This is a genomic window from Pseudomonas sp. JR33AA (assembly GCF_021378985.1).
Classification (GTDB): Bacteria; Pseudomonadota; Gammaproteobacteria; order Pseudomonadales; family Pseudomonadaceae; genus Aquipseudomonas; species Aquipseudomonas alloputida.
On sequence record NZ_JAJSAW010000003.1, the window covers coordinates 361,545 to 381,093 of the forward strand.

Consider the following 19,549-nt stretch of genomic DNA (forward strand, 5'->3'; position numbering starts at 1 on the left):
TTACCTTACTGCAGTTCGGGCGGAATGCTCGACACCATCGGTGCAGCCCCTTGGTTTTCCACCGGCACGGCAATTTCTACCGGCATACCATCTTCTGCAGCCACCACGTCACGCACCATGTCCCAGTTCATGCGTAGGTTATTGGCCAAGTCTTCACGCTTGAGCAAGGCATTGATAACGGCGGTGTGCTTGTCGACCACTGACGGGTTACCCTGGTCATCCAGCGGCGTGTGTGCCTCAAGATAGACCTTGCCGGCGCTGATGCCGAACTTGTAAGGCTCGTTGATGATGCGCACCGGAGTCCCCACCGGCACCATCTTCGACAGTTCAAGCACGTTGTTGTTGAACATGCGGAAGCAACCGTGGCTGGTGCGCATGCCAATGCCGAACTTTTTGTTCGAACCATGGATCAGGTAGCCCGGTACGCCCAAGGTGAACTTGAACGGCCCCAGCGGGTTGTCCGGGCCCGCCGGCACCACGGTCGGCAGGATGTCACCGTCCTCGGCGTGCTCTTTGCGAATCGAAGCGGGCGGCGTCCAGGTCGGGTTGGGCGTCTTGGCGGTGATCTTGGTGTTGGCGATCGGCGACCCCCACCCCTCGCGACCAATGCCTAGCGGGAAGGTGTACACCACGCTCTCGCCCTTGGGGAAGTAGTACATGCGGTACTCGGCCAGGTTGATGACGATGCCTTCGCGTGGGCCCGGCGGCAGGACGAAACGGGTCGGCAGGATAATCTCGGTGCCGGCGCCCGGCAGCCAAGGGTCCACGCCGGGGTTGGCGGCAATCATTTCCAGGTAGCCGAGGTCGTTTGCGGTGCCGATATCGGCGAACGTGTCCTCGTACTTTGCCTTGATCACCTGCACCTGGCCGACGATGTCTTCACCGGGCGGTGGCAGTGGCAGCTCCAGCGCAGCAGCGGGGCCCGCTACCAACAGGGCGGCCAGGGACAGGCTACGGGTGACGGCAGGAAAGCGCGGCAACATCCGGTAAATCCTTCGAAAGATGGGTCAAGAGAATCGATTGTACACCCGCCTCGATGCAAGCGGGAGGCATTGGCACGTTGCAAGCGTTTCAGATGATGAAAGGTGGTTGTCGTTCAGCTGCCATGCAGCTCAGGCCACACCGGGCGCATACCGCGCCGCTGGGCATCGAGGATGGCACGGCACAGCTCACACAGGCGGCCATCGCGGTAGATCGATCGCGGCACCCCCGACCAGCGCGGCTGTGCTGGCAGCAGGCCGCCGCACAAGGTACGGTCGACCGGCACGCCCAGCTCAAGCTGGCGGGCCACGAGGTGGACTCGGATTTCCTGGCAGGCGAACAGGTCGAGCTGCTCGTCGGGCTCGATCAGTTGATAGGCATACAGGGACCAGGCAGGGCGCGGCATTTGAAGCACTCGAAACGGGGGGCGCAACATTAGCCGAAAGGCGCCCCCGTTTAAAGCTTCACAGCAAGGGTTTTATCGCTGGCCAGGCATTTTCCAACAGGCGCTGCTGAGCACCCTGGGCCGGATGGATGCCATCAGCCTGCATCAGTTCAGGTACGCCCCCTACCCCTTCGAGGAAAAACGGCACCAAAGGAACTTGCTTGTCCGCTGCCAGCTGTTCATACACCTGGGCAAAGGCGGTGGTGTAACGCACACCATAATTGGGCGGCAGGCGCATGCCCAATAGCAGCACCTTGGCCCCTGCCTGACGCGAACGCTCGATCATCGAGGCAAGATTTTGTTGCAATTGTGCAGGCGGCTGCCCGCGCAGGCCATCGTTGCCGCCCAGCTCCAGCACCACCAGGTTCGGTTTATGTGCTGCAAGCAGCGCCGGCAGCCGCGCCTGGCCACCTGCGCTGGTATCGCCACTGATCGAAGCGTTGACCACTTTGTCGTCAAAACCTTCGTCCCTGAGGCGGGCCTGCAAGAGAGACACCCAGCCCTGGCGGCTATCCAGGCCAAAACCGGCACTGATACTATCGCCAACAACCAGCAGTGTTCCTGCCGCTGCGCTCTGGGCCAGGCAATACAGGGCCAGACCGGCACTCAACCACCACACTCGCATCGGATTCTCCATGAGCCCCAGCATTCTCGTTGCGCAGAACCTTAGCAAAGTGGTCCCCAGCGCGGAAGGTGACCTTACCATCCTCCACGCACTGTCTCTCGACCTGGCCCGAGGCGACAGCCTGGCCATCGTCGGCGCCTCGGGCTCTGGCAAGTCGACCCTGCTCGGTTTGCTCGCCGGCCTCGACCGCCCCAGCGCAGGCAACGTCATGCTCGCCGGCCACGACCTGGGGCCACTGGATGAAGACCAGCGCGCCCGTGTGCGCGCCGAACATGTGGGTTTCGTGTTCCAGTCGTTCCAACTGCTCGACAGCCTCAATGCACTGGAAAACGTCATGCTGCCGCTGGAACTGGACGGCCGCCGCGATGCCCGCGAACAGGCTCGCACGTTGCTGGAGCGGGTCGGCCTGGGCAAGCGCCTGAGCCACACACCTCGGCAGCTGTCGGGCGGCGAGCAGCAGCGCGTGGCAATCGCCCGCGCCTTCGCCGCGCAGCCTGCGGTGCTGTTCGCCGATGAGCCCACCGGCAACCTGGACAGCCACACCGGCGAGCGCATCAGCGACTTGTTGTTCGAGCTGAACAAGGAGCGCGGCACTACCCTTGTGCTGGTCACCCATGACGAACGCCTGGCCCGCCGCTGCCGGCGCCAGATCCGCCTGGACGCGGGCCGCCTTGTGGCGCCGATGGAGGCCCGGTGAGCCATATGCCGCTGTCCCGCCTGTGTGGCCTGGCACTGCGCCAGTTGCTGCGCGATGTTCGCGCCAGCGAAGTGCGCGTGCTGTTCTTTGCCCTGTTGGTGGCGGTAGCCGCCAGCACCGCCATCGGCTATTTCGGCGCCCGCCTCAACGGCGCCATGCAATTGCGCGCCAGCGAGTTCCTGGGCGCCGATCTGGTACTGCAGGGCAGCGCACCGGCCCGCGAGCAACAACTCGATGCGGGTAAGGCACTGGGCTTGCGCCATGCACGCGTGGTCGAGTTCACCAGCGTGGTCGGCGGCGACAATGGCATCCAGCTGTCCAGCGTAAAGGCTGCCGACGGCGGCTACCCATTGCGCGGGCAAGTGCGCAGCGCGCCGGCCCCCTATGCCGAAGAGACACCCGGCGGCGGCCCCGCCCCTGGCGAAGTGTGGGTCGAACCGCGCCTGTTGGCGGCACTGGGGCTGGCGATCGGTGACAGCATCGACGTGGGCATGAAAACCCTGCGCATGAGCCGTGTGCTTACCTACGAACCGGACCGCGCCAACAACTTTTACAGCCTTACCCCGCGCGTGATGATGAACCTGGCCGACCTGGAAGCCACCGGCGTGATCCAGCCGGGCAGCCGGGTCACCTACCGCGACCTGTGGCGCGGCGATACCGAGGCGCTGACGCAGTACCGTCACGCTGTGGAAAAAGACCTGGCCGCCAACCAGCGCCTGCGTGACACCCGGGATGGCAACCAACAGATCGGCGGCGCGCTGGGCAAAGCCGAACGCTACCTGAACATGGCCAGCCTGGTGGCTGTGTTGCTGGCAGGCGTGGCCGTGGCACTGTCGGCCAGTCGCTATGCTGCACGCCGACTGGACGCCAGCGCCCTGCTGCGCTGCCTGGGCCTGTCACGCCACCAGGCATTGGGCCTGTACTGCTTGCAACTGGCCATGCTCGGCCTGGTCGCTGCCCTGGCCGGCGCCTTGCTCGGCTGGCTGGCTCAGCTGGGCCTGTTCCGCCTGCTACACGGTTTACTGCCGAGCGTGGTGCCCGCCGGCGGCATCGTTCCAGCGCTGGCAGGTATCGGTACCGGGTTGGTGGCACTGGCTGGCTTTGCCTTGCCGCCGATTGCAGCGCTGGGCCAGGTGCCGCCACTGCGCGTGCTACGCCGTGACCTGCTGCCGATACCTGCAAGCAGTTGGCTGGTGTACGGCGCCGCCCTGCTCGCCCTGGGCCTTATCATGTGGCGCCTGAGCCTCGACCTGCTGCTCACCTTCGCCCTGCTCGGTGGCGGCCTGGTCGCTGCGCTTGTGCTGGGCAGCCTGCTGCTGCTCGGGTTACGCAGCCTGCGCCAGCTGCTGGCCGGTGCGCCACTCACCTGGCGCCTGGGGCTGGGCCAGCTCTTACGCCACCCCATGGCTGCGGCAGGCCAGGCCCTGGCCTTCGGCCTGATACTGCTGGCCATGGCCTTGGTCGCCCTGCTGCGCGCAGAGCTGCTCGATACCTGGCAGGCACAGCTACCCAAGGATGCGCCCAACCACTTCGCCCTGAACATCCTGCCGGATGACCGTGAACCGTTCGTTCAGCACCTGCACCAGGTCAATGCCACTTCAGCGCCGCTGTACCCGGTGACGCCCGGGCGCCTGGTGCAAATCAACGAAAAACCGGTACAGCAGGTGGTCAGCAAGGACTCGGCCGGCGAGCGCGCCGTGCAGCGCGACCTCAGCCTGACCTGGGCGGCCGAGTTGCCCGAAGGCAACGTGCTGACCGCCGGCAGCTGGTGGCAAGCCTTGCCAGCCGACAACGATATCCCCGGGGTTTCGGTGGAGGCGGAACTGGCCAGCAGCTTGAAACTGCACATGGGCGACCTGCTGACGTTCGACATTGGTGGTCAGCAGCGCCAGGCCCGCGTGAGCAGCCTGCGCAACGTGCATTGGGACAGCTTCCAGCCGAACTTCTACATGATCTTCCAGCCTGGCACGCTGCAGGGGCTGCCAACCACCTACCTGACCAGTTTCTACCTGGCACCGGGGCATGACCTGGATGTCGTCGCGCTGTCGCGGGCGTTTCCGGCGGTGACCATCCTGCAGGTGGATGCCTTGCTCGACCAACTGCGCAGCATCCTCGCCCAGGTAACCTTGGCGGTGGAGTATGTATTGCTGTTCGTGCTGGCCGCCGGGCTGGCGGTGCTGTTCGCTGGCTTGCAGGCCACGCTGGACGAGCGCATTCGCCAAGGCGCACTGTTGCGCGCACTGGGCGCGCCGCGGCCTTTGCTGGTCAAGGCCCGGCGTATCGAGTTCGGCCTGCTGGGTGCCGCCAGCGGGCTATTGGCGGCCGTGGGCTGCGAACTGATTACCTGGGTGCTGTACCGCTACGCCTTCGATTTGCAGTGGAGCCCGCACCCGTGGCTGCTGGTGTTGCCGCTGATGGGGGCACTGCTGGTAGGGGGTGCGGGGGTGTTGGGCACACGGCGGGCGTTGAATGCCAGCCCGCTGGCGGTATTGCGCGAGGCTTGAGGCCTGGCTGTCAGCGCTTCCGCAGGGACAGCACATGCCTCACCTTGGCCCACGACGGGCCAGTCAGTCCATCGAGACGCCCTGGCCGTAACGGATGCTGCTCACATACCAGGTCGCTTCACCGGTAGGTGTATGCACCACCACCTCATCACCCTCCTCCTTCTTCAGCAAGGCGCGCGCCATGGGGGAATCGATCGAGATGTAATCATTGCGCCCGTAGATTTCGTCGTAGCCGACAATGCGAAATTTCATGGTCTCGCCCTCGTCGTTCTCGATCTCAACCCAGGCGCCGAAAAACACTTTGCCTTCCTGCTCGGGCGAGTACGCCACCACTTTCACATCTTCAAGCCGCTTGCGCAGGTATCGCACCCTGCGGTCGATTTCGCGCAGCAGCTTCTTGTTGTACTGGTAGTCCGCATTCTCGCTGCGGTCCCCCAACGAAGCCGCCCAGGCAACCTTCTGGGTGATTTCCGGACGATACACACGCCACAGGTGGTCCAACTCTTTCTTCAGCGCCTCATGGCCTTCTGTGGTGATGATATTGGTGCTCAATAGCGCATTCCTCAGCGGCGGGTAATCAGGCCTTGACGCGCGATGCGGGTGAGATGGCCTATGACTTCGGCGGCCTCGTCCGGTGCCGGCGCCTGGATCACAGCCAGGTCGAAACGGTCATTACCATACTGCGCGAGGTGGCAGCTACTGTCGGCGAACTGGATCAGAAAGGCACGCGCTTGCCCCTTGCGCCGTGACAGGCCTTCAAGATGACGCAAAAGGGTGGGCTGATGTCGCCCGCCGAGCAGGATGCGCGGTGTGCGGGACGCCTGGCTGGCAGGCAAAGGGCTCAAACAGACACTGGTACGTGGGCAACTCATGGAGCTTATCTCCGCCTCGCGAATCCCGCTGGGCAGCGGTGGGAGGCGTCACCGAACCAGCGCTTTAGCGGTATTTCGGACGGCCCGGAGGGTGGGCTTTCCTGCGCCCCGCAAGTAGCTGTTTAAATCGGCGCAGGCGGTATGCTAGAGCGATGAGCCCCAAGTTGCAAGCGACAAGCCGCAAGCAAGAACAAGCCGAGTATTGGCCCGCGCTTGCCTGCGGCTCGTCGCTCACAGCATGCAGATGATTACCGGGCGATCAGGCGGTCGAGCGAGAAGCGGCCAGCGCCTTCGATCATGACTGCAACCGTGCCGGCCAACAGCGCCAGGGCGAACTCATAGCCGTTGTTGGACATGAACAGGCCGTTGCCGATGTGCACCGAAACGATCGCCACTATCAAGGTCACCGTCAGCGCCAGGGCTGCCGGGCGAGCCAGCAGGCCGACCACCAGGGCCAGGCCGCCGAAAAATTCGGCACTACCGGACAGCAGGGCCATCAAGTAACCCGGCGCCAGGCCAATGCTTTCCATCCATTGGCCGGTGCCTTCCAGACCGTAGCCACCGAACAGGCCGAAGAGTTTTTGCGCACCATGCGCCATGAAGATGATGCCGACCAGAATGCGGATAACGCTTAAGCCAGCGCCAGCACGTGTGGAGAACAGAGCGTTGAGGGTAGTGTTATTCATGTCGAAGCGTCCTTGAAGTGAAGCAGCTGTGTGGGGATGGGCGCCATCATAATCAATCCCATAGATATGAAAATCGCAAAAAACCCAACATAACAATCGATAAAAACGATTGTTAACGCTTCGCTACGCGCTCCAGTGCCGCCCGTTCGCGGTTGAACGCCAGGTAGTACTTGTTGATGCTATTGACGAAATTGACCGGCCCCATCCCCACTTGCTCCATGGCGATGCGTTCGGTCTGGAAAAACCACTGGTTACCGTTGAGCCCTCGCCGTCGAGCCTCTGCGCGCATGGCCTGAACCCGCTCGGGGCCGAGGTTGTAGGCTGCCAGCACAAAGGCCATGCGCTCACGCTCGTTGATCTTGGCACTGGCAAAAAACTTGCGCCGGATAAGCGCCAGGTAACGGGCACTGGCCATGACATTGCCGTCTACCGTCGCAGTATTGCTCACCCCCACCCGCTGGGCCGCCGAAGGGGTAATCTGCATCAGGCCATGGGCACCGCCAGTACCGCGTGCAGCCGGGTTGAGCGTCGACTCCTTGAAGGCCAATGCAGCCAGGTTGAGCCAGTCGATCTGTTGCGCCTGGCCATGTTTCTGCAACACCGCCCGCACCGATGCCAGACGCTGGCGGTCTTTGTTGGCCAACGGGTTGTGTACCCGGTACTGGCGGCGGTAGATGCGTTCGAACGCCGCATCCTGGTTATCGGGCGCGCGGTAACCTTGCAGAAAGTGATCGACTGCGGCCAACAATTGCGGCGCATCACGCCCGACATACCAGCGCATGGCTTGCGGCGCCCCCAGGCGCACCCGGCTGTCCAGGCGCAGGCGCGGCATAACCCGAGCCCAACGCCGGGCAATGGGCTGCTCGACCACGGTCAGGTGGTAGATGCCAGCCTGTACCATCTCCAGCACATCCTCCACCGCCAGCGTCGAATCGACCCATTCCACTTTGATCGGCGGCCGCTTGCGCAGCGCCAGTTGCTGGTTGACCTGCTGAATCAGCGGTCCGGCGGCACTGGCGCTGGTCAACGCCACGGTTCGCCCTGACAACTGTTCAGCCTTGCTGAAACTTCGCTCGCCTTTGCGCCCAACCAGCATCAGCGGCACTTGGTCGAGTATCGGCGCACTGCTGCGGACAGCGCTCACCGTAGTGGGGTCAAGCAGCTCGCCTGGCGCGGCCAGGTCACCCTCGCCGCGGGCCAGGGCGCCCAGCAACTGCTCCTTGGCCCGCGGGATGAGCTTTAGCTGGATCTGCTGGTCGTCGGCGGTACGAGCATTGAGGAAATGCTCCAGGGCACGCAGGCGATAATACTCGATGCCGACCGGCTCACCCTTGACCTCACCGGAGCTGTTGCGGCTCTGGTTGACCAGCACTCGCAGTACCTTGCTGGTGCGAATCTGCGGCAGGTCACGCACCTTGGCAGGCGGTATGTGCTGCTGTGGGCCGGGCGAGCGCGCCTGGGCGGGGCCGTTAAAGATCAACCCCAGCGTCAGCAGAAAAATGAGCCAGCATCGCTGCATGCGAAAACGTGTCCGTGGTCGGTGAGCGGCATCCATGGGTTGCACCGCCAAGTGATAAAAGACGGTAAATGACCACGGCAACAGCATGAAGTTCTTGGTTTTTTCAGAAAAACGCGCTTTTTGCTATGCTGGCCGCCCCGCGGCACGAGATAGCACCATGCAACTGATCGATATCGGCGTCAACCTGACCAACAGCAGTTTCCACGACCAACAGGCTGCAATCGTCGAGCGCGCGCTGGAGGCCGGCGTTACGCAAATGCTGCTGACAGGCACCAGCCTGGCGGTCAGCGAACAAGCCCTGACGCTGTGCCAACAACTGGATGCCAGCGGCGCGCACCTGTTCGCCACGGCCGGCGTACACCCTCACGATGCCAAGGCCTGGGATGCCGACAGCGAGCGCCAGCTGCGACTGTTGTTGAGCGAACCGCGTGTACGCGCGGTGGGCGAATGCGGACTGGATTTCAACCGCGACTTTTCCCCTCGCCCGCTGCAGGAAAAAGCCCTGGAAGCCCAGCTGACACTGGCTGCAGAGCTACGCCTGCCGGTTTTCCTGCACGAGCGCGATGCCAGCGAGCGTTTGCTGGCGATTCTCAAGGACTACCGCGACCACCTGGCCGGCGCGGTGGTGCACTGCTTCACCGGTGAGCGCGAGGCGCTGTTCGCCTATCTGGACCTGGACCTGCACATCGGCATTACCGGCTGGATCTGCGACGAACGCCGCGGCACCCACCTGCACCCGCTGGTGGGCAACATTCCTCAAGGCCGGCTGATGCTGGAAAGCGACGCACCCTACCTGCTGCCGCGCAGCTTACGGCCCAAGCCCAAGAGCGGACGCAACGAGCCGGCGTTCTTGCCGGAGGTACTGCGCGAGGTGGCCTTGCATCGCGGTGAATCAGCCGAGCACACGGCGGCGCATACCACGGCAACGGCGCGGGCTTTTTTCCAGCTCCCCTGAATCTCGCGTGTTTCTGCGGGGCGGGTAAACACCGTTGATATGCATCAACACATGTCCAGGAGAATGAGGGCACAATGATGGCACCTTGCCAATATTGTTTCCGCTCAACTCAGAGAAGACCTGCCCATGGGTGCCTGGCTTAGCAATGTTTCCCTGAAATACAAGTTCTGGGCCGTCAACGCCGTGGCCTTTGTCACCACCTTGCTGCTGGTGCTGTACGCCGTGCACCTGGAGCAGCTCGCACGTGCCGAGGCGGCTCAGGGCCAGGCGGTCGCGCAAGCCCAGTTGCTGGCCGCCTGGCCAGCCGGGCAAGCACTGCCACGCCCGGCCAACGTCATCAGTTGGTCAACAGGGCAAACGCCAAGCTACGCCGGGGAGGCGCTCGATACTCTGCGCAACGCCCAAGGCTGGGTAGCATTGCCAAGCGCCTGGATCCTTGGTGAAAACCCACTGCGTGGCGCACAGGTGCTGCGCAGTGGCGACCAGCAGTTCGCTGTGTTGGCCCAGTCCCCCAGCCTGCGCCAGGTCTTCTTCGATCGCTTCACCAATTACGCGGTGTGCGTGCTGATCCTGATGCTGGCCATGCTCGGCGCCTCCCAACTGCTGATCCGCTTCCTACTCAGCCAGCTCAACACCCTCAAGGACGTGATGCTGCACGTGGAAAAAACCGGCGACCTGTCGGCCCGTGTACCGCTAGCCAGTGGCGACGAGGTCGGCCAGATGGCCGGGGCCTTCAACGCCATGCAGTCCACCTATCACCGCGTGGTCAGCACCGTCGCACACAGCGCGGCACAGCTGGACTCGGGCGCTGCACGCCTGGCCGCCAGCATGAGCGACGTACGCCATGGCATGCTCGGCCAGCAGAGTGAAACCGACCAGGCCGCCACCGCCATCAACGAAATGTCGGCGACCGTGCACCACATTGCCCAGCACGCCGGTGCCACCCGCGATTTGTCACAAACCGCCGACACCTTGGCCGGCAGCGGCCAAGCGGTGGTCAGCCGCGTGCAGGATTCGATTTCCGGGCTCTCCAGCGGCGTGCAGCAAACGGCCGAGATGATTCGCCAGCTAGCCGAGGACAGCCAGAAGATCAACGGTGTAGTCAGTGTGATCCACAGTATTGCCGAGCAGACCAACTTGCTGGCGCTTAATGCTGCCATCGAAGCCGCGCGCGCCGGCGATCTGGGCCGCGGCTTTGCCGTGGTGGCCGATGAGGTGCGCAACCTGGCCAAACGCGTGCAAACCTCTACGGATGAGATCACCACCATGGTTTCGGCCCTGCAGTCGGGCACCCGCGATGCGGTGGAGTTTATGCAGGAGAGTTCGTACAAGGCCGACGACTGCGTGCGTCAGGCACGGGAAGCCGGTGAGGCGCTGGCTGAAATCACCGGTGCCGTGGCGCAGATGCGCGAAAGCAATACCCAGATCGCCGTAGCGGCCGAGCAGCAAAGCCAGGTAGCCGAGGAAATGAACCGCGCGGTGGTAAGCATCCGCGATGTCACCGAGCGGACCGTCCAGCAGACGGTCGGTTCGGCGACCACCAGCAGCGAGCTGGCGACCCTGGCCGGCGAACTGAACAAGGCCATTGGCCAGCTCAAGCTATAGTCACCATAGCCAGGTTCGATTGGCCCTCGCTTGGGGGCCGCACTAAGCTTTGGGCATGACCGAGAGGAAAGCCCCATGAGCAAACGCCTGCCCAATCTTCCCGCCTGGCAATGGCGCGGCTATCACCATAATCACCGCCACCCGGCCAACCTGGTGCTGCACCTGATTGCTGTGCCGTTGTTCATTCTAGGGACACTGCTGGTGCTGTCCGGCCTGTTCGGTTTCGACCTCGGCCAGATCGCGGTGGGCGTGATTGCCCTGGTCGCCGCGCTGGGCCTGCAGCGTCAAGGCCACCGCCTTGAAGCCCAGCAGCCCGAGCCGTTCGCCAACCGCCAGGATGCCATGCAGCGCTTACTGACCGAGCAGTTCATCACCTTTCCGCGCTTTGTGCTGAGCGGGGCCTGGTGGAGGGCCTGGCGGGAACGGCACAAGCACCGACACTGAATCAGCTGCCGGAGCGCCCCTTAAGAGCAGCCTGGCAAGGATCAGGCAAAAACGGTGACGGTCTGCCGGCTCAAGGCCAACAACTCGCCCTGCGCCGTCCACAACGCCGCGGCAGCATGCCCATAACCATCCCGTGCATGCTCGGTCTCCACGCAGTACCGGCACCAGTCCAGGGTCGACAGCTTCGCCGTTGGCTGGATGAATTCGATGGTCCAGGTCAGCGTACTGCCCGCAGCGGGCTGCTTGAGAAACGGCATGAGGCTGGGCGGCCAGGCATCGACCAACGCCAGCAAGTGCACCTCGTTGACCGGCTCTTCAACCACATCCCGCAAACGCACCCAGCCGCCCATCTTGCGCGACTGATTGCCACTGAACGGCAGCCCACCTACTGCCCAGCGCAGGGCCACGTGGCGCATGAACTCAGGGGTAACGCCTTTGATATAGGGCAACTCGGGGGCCGCCTCATCGAGCGCAGGCATTTCAATGGCGGGTAACGCCGGCACTTCCACCACCGAAGGGCGGCCCGCACCGAAATTGCCCTGTACCAAGGTCACCACCTGGCCATCCTGAACGGCGCGGCCGAGCAACGTGCTAACCGCCTTGCCTTCGCGCAAAACCTCCACCTCGAAGCGGATGGGTACATCCGCAGCCGCAGGCGCCACGAAGCTGATGGCCAATGAGCGTACCGGGCGGCTGTCGCAGAGCTTAAGGCGCATGGTTTCATACACCATGGCCGCCATCAGGCCGCCAAAGGCTGCGCGTCCCTGGGCCCAGCTGGGCGGAATGCTGACGGAATCCGGGTTGGCCCGCACGGCGTCGAGCAGTTGGTTGAAATTCATTGGCCGGCTCCTGCCTGCAAAGAAAAAGGTCAGCTCATCCTAGCCAGCAAACGCCGGGCAATCAGCCCGCATATCGGTCATTTTCCGTGATAACGCCGCGCCAGCGCCTGTTGCAGGGTATCCAGCGTCACATCTGACTGGCGCTCCGCCTCATGCAGCTCTTGCTCCCAATCGGCCTTGCAGGGGAGCAGGTCGGCATCGTCGCGCGCTTGCAGCAGCCATTGCAGGCGGTCGTGCCAGTTGCCCAGGTCGCCCTGTGCCTTTTTCAGCAGGCGTTGCAGTTTCTTCCCTGCGTGATCGAGTTGCGGGTAGGCCTCATCGCCATAGCGCGCACGCTTGATCAGCAAACGCAGGCGGTGGCGATCGTGAGCCGGGTCCTGCAACGCTTTGTGCAACTTGCGCCACTGCTTGACCAGGCGTTTGTCGATACGCTTGCTTAACGATTTGACCAGCCCCTCCCGGTCCGCCGCCCGCAGGAACAAGGGAAAGGCGTCGAGAATTGCCAATACCCTGGTTAGCTGCGGGCTGGCAGCGACACTGGCGAAGGTCCTGTCACGCCCCTCCAGCCGCCGCTGCCCGGCTGCTACGTGACCGCGCCCGATCAACTCAGCCGCCAGCACCTCGCGATCACGCAGCGGCGTGGTAAGGGTACCCAGCGCACTGGCTGCATCCTCCAGTTGCTCCACGCCAGGCAGCCCACGCAGCGGCCTCAGCAGACTGCGCAGGCGCCGCAAGGTGATCCGCAGGTCGTGCAAGGCTTCGCTGTCGGTATTGGCAGCCAGACGTTCACGACAGGCCAGCAAGCGCACCTGCAAGGTCAGTACCTGGGCGACCACATGGTCGAGCATGGCAGACATACGATGCTCCCTGTTCAGCGGCCGGCGCGAGATTCACGAATGTAGAATCGCGCCTTTTCGGCTTTGCGGGTACAGCTTTCGTAGCCCTCGAACTGCTGCTGGGTCTTGGCCCCCGTCAGCAATGACAAGGCCTTGGAATAACTTACAGCACCGGCGAAGCCTTCGGCCTTGGCCAGGTCCAGCTCCTTCCAGGCGGCATCCAGCTGGGTCGCGCAGCTGTCACGGTAGGCCGTCTTGCCCGCGCAGCCAGCTAGGGCCAAGGCAATCAGTGGCAGGCAGATCCAGGCTTTCATCAATAATACCTCTATGGAAAAACGGTGATTGTTCGACGCTCCGACAGCTGGAAAGTGCCGTGCCCAGCCGGTTTGCCTGGCCAGTTTTATTACAGTAGCTCAGCACAATCTACATTGAAGCACAGGCAGCGTTGGGTGCATTGTAGGACCATGATGGCACTGGCCGGGGAATGTTCATGAGTAAACGTGTGGCACTGGTACTGGGATCGGGCGGAGCCCGAGGGTATGCACACATCGGCGTGATCGAAGAAATCGAACGCCGCGGCTACGACATCGCCTGCGTCGCAGGGTGTTCCATGGGCGCGGTGATTGGCGGTATCTATGCCGCCGGCAAGCTGGACGACTATCGCAACTGGATCGAAAGCCTCGACTACCTGGATGTGCTGCGCCTGGTCGACGTCAGCTTTCGCCTCGGTGCGATTCGCGGCGACAAGGTGTTCGGGCAGATCCGCAAGATCGTCGGCGAAATAAACATCGAGCAACTGCGCATACCCTACACCGCAGTGGCCGCCGACCTTACCAACCAGCAGGAAATCTGGTTCCAGGAGGGTTGCCTGCACCAGGCCATGCGCGCCTCGGCGGCCATTCCAAGCCTGTTCACGCCGGTGATGCAAGGCAACCGCATGCTTGTCGACGGTGGCATCCTCAACCCGCTGCCCATCGTGCCGGTGGTGTCCAGCCATTGTGACCTGATCATCGCGGTCAACCTCAACGCCACCAACCAGAAGCAGTACCAGTTGCCGGTCATCGAGCGCCCGGCGGCGTTCAAGATGCGCTTTGACGCCTTGTTGAGCTCGCTGGGTTCACGCTTGCCATTCCGGCGCAAACCGGCGGAAGAGCTGATCCGCATCGAAAAGGAAATCGTCGCCGAGGGGTTGGCACCGCCAAGCCCGTGGCTTGACAGCGCCGACCCGGAAAGCCAGCAACCGGCAGCGGCCCCGGAACGCGAGGGCGCGCCGAAGTCGGCCACCGGCTCTTTCATCATCGACAACGTGGGGCCGGCGTCGCTGCTGGACTTGATCAACCAGAGCTTCGAGGTCATGCAGACTTCGTTGGCACAGTACAAGATTGCCGGCTACCCACCGGATGTGCTGATTAACGTACCCAAGCGGGTGTGCCGGTTCTTCGAGTTCTACAAAGCGCCGGAGCTTATCGCCCTGGGGCGAGAGATTGCACGCGATACGCTGGACAGTTATGAAGGGGTGAAGCGGTAGAACCTGGTTGGCGCCGCCCCTGAGCGCGCTGAGGTCTTCGACAATGAACGTGCTCGCGGCTGGCGAAAACGAAACAGGCCGCACAAGGCGGCCTGTTTCTTCATGCAACGAACACCTTAGTAACGGGTGATGTCTGCATTGGCTTCCAACTGCTTGCGGTAAGCCGCAAAGTCCTGCTGGCCAGCACGTGACGCGAGGTAGCGGCGAATCTGCTGCTTCTCTTCGTCGGTGGCGGTAGCGCCTTCGTTTACGCCCTTGAGCTGCAACACCACCAGGCTACCGTCACGCAGCACAACACTGCCGTACACAGGCTTGTCCTTGGCTTGCGGCTTGACCAGACGGAACAGTGCCTGCAGTTCGGCCGGATCAATACCGTCCTCACCACGGGTGACTGCTTCATAGGCTTTCCAGCCTTGGCCTTCGTGCACGCTACCGGCGGCGATGGAACCGTCACGCAGGCCGCCAATCAGCTTGTCTGCCTTGGCCTTGAGTTCGGCAGTCGCCTTCTCTTTGGCCAGGTGCTCCCTGATGTTCTTGGCCACAGCTTCCAGCGGCAGTTGCTCTGGCTTGCGGTGTTCCTTGACGCGCAGCACCACGGTGGTCTCAGGGTCGAGCTCGATGGCGGTGCTATTGGCACCCTCATCCAGCACTTCTTCAGAGAACGCAGCCTGCACCACCGCACGGTTGGCGGTAATGCCTTCACCCCCCTCGCGGCCGAAGGCGGCGGAGGTGTGTACCTTGAGGTTCAGGTCCTGGGCCGGCTGGGCCAGGTCGGAAGCCTCGTAGGCAGCATCCTGCAGTTGCTTGCTGGCGTCGACATAACGCTGCTCGACCAGTGGCATCTTCAGATCGCGGGTCAACTTGTCCTTCAGGCTGGCGAAGCTCGGTACTTCTGGCGCCTGGACGCCCAGCAGCTTGATCAGATGGTAGCCAAACTCGGTGCGCACCGGAGCAGATACCTGGCCATTGTGCAGCTGGTACAGCGCCTCTTCGAAGGCCGGGTCGTATACGCCCGGGCCGGCGAAGCCGAGGTCACCACCGCTGCTGGCGGAGCCTGGGTCCTGAGAGAACTCCTTGGCCAGAGCGGCAAAGTCCTCACCCTTGGCCAGACGCTGCTCGACCTCTTCGGCGCGGGCCTTGGCCTGGGCGTCGGTGACCTTGTCGTTGACCTCGATGAGGATGTGCGCGGCATGGCGCTGCTCGGCCAGGTTGGCGATTTCCTTCTCGTACTGGGCCTTGAGCTCTTCGTCGGTCACTTTGACCTGATCGAAGAAAGCCGACTTCTTCAGCTCAATGTAGTCGATCACTACCTGGTCAGGCGACATGAACTCCTTGGCGTGCTGGTCGTAGTGCGCCTTGACCTCTTCGTCGCTGACCTTGACTGCGGCCGGGTCGGCCTTGAACGTCAGGGAGGCGAAGTCGCGGGTCTGCTTCTCCAGGCGAGCAAAGGCATCGACCTGTTGATCGGTGACGAAGCTGCTGCCGGCCAGGCCGGTGCGCAGTTGGCCTATCAGCATTTCCTCGCCGAGCATCTCGCGGAACTGCATGCGACCGTAGCCCATCTGGCGGATCACCTGGTCGAAACGGTCAGCGCTGAACTTGCCGTCCACCTGGAACTCAGGCGTCTGCAAGATCACCTGATCCAGCGCGGCCTCGGAGAATGCGAACTTGGCATCCTCAGCACCTTGCAGCAGCAGCTTGCGGCTGATCAGGCCCTTGAGTGCCTCCTCTCGCAGCAACTTGTCATCCAGCAGCGCCGGGTCGAAATCCTTGCCCAACTGTTGCATCAGTTGACGGCGCTGCATGTCGGCCGCCTGGCTCAGTTCGTTCTGGCTGATGGTCTGGCCGTTCACCTTGGCGGCGTCCTGGCTATGAGTGGCGGCCTGGAAAATGGCTTCGAAACCGGTCAATGCCATCAACACGACGATAAGTCCGATGATGGTCTTGGCAATCCAACCTTGTGAATTGTCCCTGATATTTTGCAGCATGCGTCCCCCAGAAACGGCTGTACCACTGCGTCGACAACCGCGGAGCGTGGGTAGAATCCTGATAAAAGAAAGGCGCATCCGAGGATGCGCCTTTTCTTAGCAAACGTGTCAGGCGGGAACGTTTGCGCCCCGCCATCAGCGTGCTCGGACCAGGCCAGGCCCGGTCCGGCTGAAAGACGACTTAGTTGACGGCGTCTTTCAGGCCTTTGCCTGCCTTGAAACCTGGAACCTTGGCGGCTTCGATCTTGATGGCCTTGCCGGTTTGCGGGTTACGGCCGGTACGCTCGGCGCGATCCTTGACCGAGAAGGTACCAAAGCCAACCAGTACTACATCGTCACCTTTCTTCAGGGCGTCGGTGACGGATTCGATGACTGCGTCCAGCGCACGGCCGGCTACAGCTTTCGGGATGTCAGCAGATGTGGCGATAGCGTCAATCAGTTCCGACTTGTTCACTCTAAGTCCCCTTATTTCTCTATTGAGTTTGTTTCTAAGTATGTAATGAAAAGCTTATGAAACGAATGCTGGGCGGCCTGACGACAATAGCGTGCCGCTTTATAGCAAGGCCTCGAAAAAACTGTCAAGGAAAGCCCCCCAGCCGAAAACTACTAATGCGTGCTAATTCTTTCCTTGGCATCGCCGTCGCGCTTCTCATCTTTCGCGACAATCTCCGGAGCCACATCTGGCAAGGGCTCCGGGGCGTATTGCAGCGCAATTTGCAGGACTTCGTCAATCCATTTGACCGGTTTGATCTGAAGATCCTGTTTGATATTTTCAGGAATCTCCTTGAGATCGCGAACATTCTCCTCGGGAATGATCACCGTCTTGATCCCGCCACGGTGTGCCGCCAGCAGTTTTTCCTTCAGCCCGCCAATGGCCAATACCTGGCCACGCAAGGTGATTTCGCCGGTCATGGCCACATCGGCACGTACCGGAATCTGCGTCAGCGCCGACACCAGTGCGGTGCACATTCCGATACCGGCACTTGGGCCGTCCTTCGGCGTGGCGCCCTCAGGCATGTGAATGTGCACGTCATGCTTCTCGTGGAAGTCGGCGGCAATCCCCAGGCTGCGGGCGCGGCTGCGCACCACGGTCTGCGCGGCGGTAATCGACTCGACCATGACATCGCCCAGCGAGCCGGTCTTGATCAGCTGGCCCTTGCCGGGGATGACCACGGCCTCGATGGTCAGCAACTCGCCGCCCACCTGGGTCCAGGCGAGGCCGGTTACCTGGCCGATCTGATCCTGCTGCTCGGCCAGGCCGTAGCGGAACTTGCGCACGCCCAGCAGGTGCTCCAGCTGCTCGCTGGCCACCTTGACCTTGACCTGCTTCTGCCCGGTATGTTCCTTGACCACCTTGCGGCAGACCTTGGCAATTTGCCGCTCCAGGCCCCGTACACCGGCTTCACGGGTGTAGTAGCGGATGATGTCGCGAATCGCCGAGACGTCGACTTCCAGCTCTTCCTTCTTCAAGCCGTTGGCCTTGACCTGCTTGGGCACCAGGTACTTGACCGCGATGTTGATCTTCTCGTCCTCGGTGTAGCCAGGCAGACGGATGACTTCCATCCGGTCCAGCAGCGCCGGCGGGATGTTCATCGAGTTCGAGGTGCACAGGAACATCACGTCCGAGAGGTCGTAGTCGACCTCCAGGTAGTGGTCGTTGAAGTTGTGGTTCTGTTCAGGGTCGAGCACTTCCAGCAGCGCCGAGGCGGGGTCACCGCGCATGTCGCTGCCCATCTTGTCGATCTCGTCGAGCAGGAACAACGGGTTGCGCACGCCCACCTTGGTCATCTTCTGGATCAGGCGACCCGGCATGGAGCCAATGTAGGTACGGCGGTGGCCACGGATCTCGGCCTCGTCACGCACGCCACCCAGCGCCATGCGCACGAACTTGCGGTTGGTGGCGGCAGCGATCGACTCGGCCAGCGAGGTCTTGCCGACGCCGGGTGGGCCAACCAGGCACAGCACCGGCCCGCGGATCTTCTTGACGCGCTTCTGCACGGCAAGGTACTCGAGGATGCGTTCCTTGACCTCTTCCAGGCCATAGTGGTCGGCATCGAGGATTTCCTCGGCCTTGGTCAGGTCCAGACGCACCTTGCTCTGAGCCTTCCACGGCACCTGCACCAACCAATCGAGGTACGAGCGCACCACGGTCGCTTCAGCCGACATCGGAGACATTTGCTTGAGCTTGTTCAGCTCTGCCTGAGCCTTGGCCAGGGCATCTTTAGGGAGGCCTGCGGCTTCGATGCGCTTTTTCAGCTCTTCGACTTCATTGTGGCCTTCGTCACCATCGCCAAGTTCTTTCTGAATGGCCTTCATCTGCTCATTCAGGTAGTACTCGCGCTGGCTGCGCTCCATCTGCTTCTTGACCCGGCCGCGAATGCGCTTTTCGACCTGCAGCAGGTCGATTTCGGCATCCAGCAGTGCCAGCACGTGCTCGACACGGGTAGTCAAGTCGACGATTTCAAGAATTTCCTGCTTCTGCTCGATCTTCAGGGCCATGTGCGCGGCCATGGTGTCGACCAGGCGCCCTGGCTCGTCGATGCTGTTCAGCGAAGACAGCACTTCGGCAGGCACCTTCTTGCCCAGCTGAACGTACTGTTCGAACTGCGACAGCAGCGTGCGCACGAACACTTCCGACTCGCGCTCGGCAGTGTCGGTTTCGTCGATCAGGGAGACTTCGGCACGGATGTGCCCTTCAACTTCGGAGAAGCGCTCGACCGTACCACGCTGTTCGCCTTCGACCAGCACCTTGACGGTGCCATCAGGCAGCTTCAGCAGTTGCAGCACGGTGGCAACGGTACCGACGCGGTACAGGGCGTCCTCGCCCGGATCGTCGTCGGCTGGATTCTTCTGGGCCAGCAGAAGGATCTGCTTTTCGCCCGTCATCGCCGCCTCGAGGGCTTCGATGGACTTTTCGCGCCCCACGAACAGCGGGATAACCATGTGCGGGTAAACAACGACATCGCGCAATGGCAAAAGAGGCAAGTCGAGGGTGGTCTTCATGATTTCGCCTCTACAGCGGCCT

At 62.5% G+C, this 19,549-nt stretch carries 19 protein-coding genes; 6 read left to right on the forward strand and 13 right to left on the reverse strand.

Annotation, left to right across the window (positions count from 1 at the left end):
* Nucleotides 1-5: 5 nt before the first annotated feature.
* From LVS58_RS07855 to LVS58_RS07865, 3 genes are all read right to left on the reverse strand, one after another.
* Nucleotides 6-983 carry a L,D-transpeptidase family protein gene (locus LVS58_RS07855; protein WP_233690570.1) on the reverse strand — a complete coding sequence of 326 codons (978 nt, stop codon included), beginning with the start codon at nt 981-983 and terminating at the stop codon, nt 6-8.
* Between the two features lie 113 nt (nt 984-1,096).
* On the reverse strand, nt 1,097-1,387 hold the full coding sequence (locus LVS58_RS07860; protein ID WP_003250283.1) for a hypothetical protein: 291 nt from the start codon (nt 1,385-1,387) through the stop codon (nt 1,097-1,099).
* A 58-nt stretch (nt 1,388-1,445) separates the two neighbouring features.
* Entirely contained in the window at nt 1,446-2,051 is a 606-nt protein-coding gene (locus LVS58_RS07865; RefSeq protein ID WP_233690571.1) for an arylesterase, read from the reverse strand.
* 10 nt (nt 2,052-2,061) lie between these two features.
* Here LVS58_RS07865 and LVS58_RS07870 point away from each other — a divergent pair, with 10 nt between their 5' ends.
* Together LVS58_RS07870 and LVS58_RS07875 are read left to right on the forward strand one after the other, a co-directional pair.
* The gene (locus tag LVS58_RS07870) at nt 2,062-2,748 is read left to right on the forward strand and encodes an ABC transporter ATP-binding protein (protein ID WP_233690572.1); all 687 of its coding nucleotides are present in this window, start codon (nt 2,062-2,064) and stop codon (nt 2,746-2,748) included.
* Nucleotides 2,745-5,252 (forward strand): ABC transporter permease, encoded by a 2,508-nt coding sequence (locus tag LVS58_RS07875; protein ID WP_233690573.1) that lies wholly within the window; start codon nt 2,745-2,747, stop codon nt 5,250-5,252. Before LVS58_RS07870 ends, LVS58_RS07875 begins: the two co-directional genes overlap by 4 nt.
* 63 nt (nt 5,253-5,315) lie before the next feature.
* Here LVS58_RS07875 and greB read toward each other — a convergent pair whose 3' ends face one another.
* The 4 genes from greB to LVS58_RS07895 all read right to left on the reverse strand — a co-directional run bounded on the left by greB (nt 5,316) and on the right by LVS58_RS07895 (nt 8,329).
* Nucleotides 5,316-5,804 carry a transcription elongation factor GreB gene (greB, locus tag LVS58_RS07880; RefSeq protein WP_233690574.1) on the reverse strand — a complete coding sequence of 163 codons (489 nt, stop codon included), beginning with the start codon at nt 5,802-5,804 and terminating at the stop codon, nt 5,316-5,318.
* Nucleotides 5,805-5,815: 11 nt separating this feature from the next.
* Nucleotides 5,816-6,124, reverse strand: a complete 309-nt coding sequence (locus tag LVS58_RS07885) for a hypothetical protein (protein ID WP_233690575.1) — start codon at nt 6,122-6,124, stop codon at nt 5,816-5,818.
* 248 nt (nt 6,125-6,372) lie between these two features.
* Nucleotides 6,373-6,810 carry a DoxX family protein gene (locus LVS58_RS07890; protein ID WP_010953281.1) on the reverse strand — a complete coding sequence of 146 codons (438 nt, stop codon included), beginning with the start codon at nt 6,808-6,810 and terminating at the stop codon, nt 6,373-6,375.
* A 112-nt stretch (nt 6,811-6,922) separates the two neighbouring features.
* Complete coding sequence (locus LVS58_RS07895) at nt 6,923-8,329, reverse strand: transglycosylase SLT domain-containing protein (RefSeq protein WP_233690576.1); 1,407 nt, start codon at nt 8,327-8,329, stop codon at nt 6,923-6,925.
* 157 nt (nt 8,330-8,486) lie between these two features.
* Here LVS58_RS07895 and LVS58_RS07900 point away from each other — a divergent pair, with 157 nt between their 5' ends.
* From LVS58_RS07900 to LVS58_RS07910, 3 genes are all read left to right on the forward strand, one after another.
* Nucleotides 8,487-9,284 carry a TatD family hydrolase gene (locus LVS58_RS07900; RefSeq protein ID WP_233690577.1) on the forward strand — a complete coding sequence of 266 codons (798 nt, stop codon included), beginning with the start codon at nt 8,487-8,489 and terminating at the stop codon, nt 9,282-9,284.
* 126 nt (nt 9,285-9,410) lie between these two features.
* Nucleotides 9,411-10,889 (forward strand): methyl-accepting chemotaxis protein, encoded by a 1,479-nt coding sequence (locus LVS58_RS07905; RefSeq protein WP_233690578.1) that lies wholly within the window; start codon nt 9,411-9,413, stop codon nt 10,887-10,889.
* 75 nt (nt 10,890-10,964) lie between these two features.
* Nucleotides 10,965-11,333 carry an Mpo1-like protein gene (locus LVS58_RS07910; protein ID WP_233690579.1) on the forward strand — a complete coding sequence of 123 codons (369 nt, stop codon included), beginning with the start codon at nt 10,965-10,967 and terminating at the stop codon, nt 11,331-11,333.
* Between the two features lie 41 nt (nt 11,334-11,374).
* On the opposite strand, the gene LVS58_RS07915 is transcribed toward LVS58_RS07910, so the two are convergent.
* The 3 genes from LVS58_RS07915 to LVS58_RS07925 form a co-directional block, all read right to left on the reverse strand.
* Complete coding sequence (locus tag LVS58_RS07915; RefSeq protein ID WP_233690580.1) at nt 11,375-12,172, reverse strand: acyl-CoA thioesterase; 798 nt, start codon at nt 12,170-12,172, stop codon at nt 11,375-11,377.
* A 77-nt stretch (nt 12,173-12,249) separates the two neighbouring features.
* Nucleotides 12,250-13,029 carry a CHAD domain-containing protein gene (locus tag LVS58_RS07920; protein WP_233690581.1) on the reverse strand — a complete coding sequence of 260 codons (780 nt, stop codon included), beginning with the start codon at nt 13,027-13,029 and terminating at the stop codon, nt 12,250-12,252.
* Between the two features lie 14 nt (nt 13,030-13,043).
* Complete coding sequence (locus LVS58_RS07925; RefSeq protein ID WP_003250254.1) at nt 13,044-13,322, reverse strand: lipoprotein; 279 nt, start codon at nt 13,320-13,322, stop codon at nt 13,044-13,046.
* Between the two features lie 176 nt (nt 13,323-13,498).
* On the opposite strand from LVS58_RS07925, the gene LVS58_RS07930 reads away from it, so the two are divergent.
* Complete coding sequence (locus LVS58_RS07930) at nt 13,499-14,536, forward strand: patatin-like phospholipase family protein (RefSeq protein ID WP_233690582.1); 1,038 nt, start codon at nt 13,499-13,501, stop codon at nt 14,534-14,536.
* Between the two features lie 116 nt (nt 14,537-14,652).
* Here the strand turns inward: LVS58_RS07930 and LVS58_RS07935 are convergent, their stop codons facing one another.
* The 3 genes from LVS58_RS07935 to lon form a co-directional block, all read right to left on the reverse strand.
* Nucleotides 14,653-16,524: a SurA N-terminal domain-containing protein gene (locus LVS58_RS07935; RefSeq protein WP_233690583.1), complete on the reverse strand. Its 1,872-nt coding sequence runs from the start codon at nt 16,522-16,524 to the stop codon at nt 14,653-14,655.
* 181 nt (nt 16,525-16,705) lie between these two features.
* Nucleotides 16,706-16,978, reverse strand: a complete 273-nt coding sequence (locus LVS58_RS07940) for an HU family DNA-binding protein (protein ID WP_233690584.1) — start codon at nt 16,976-16,978, stop codon at nt 16,706-16,708.
* Between the two features lie 152 nt (nt 16,979-17,130).
* On the reverse strand, nt 17,131-19,527 hold the full coding sequence (lon, locus tag LVS58_RS07945; protein WP_233690585.1) for an endopeptidase La: 2,397 nt from the start codon (nt 19,525-19,527) through the stop codon (nt 17,131-17,133).
* Between the last annotated feature and the right edge of the window lie 22 nt (nt 19,528-19,549).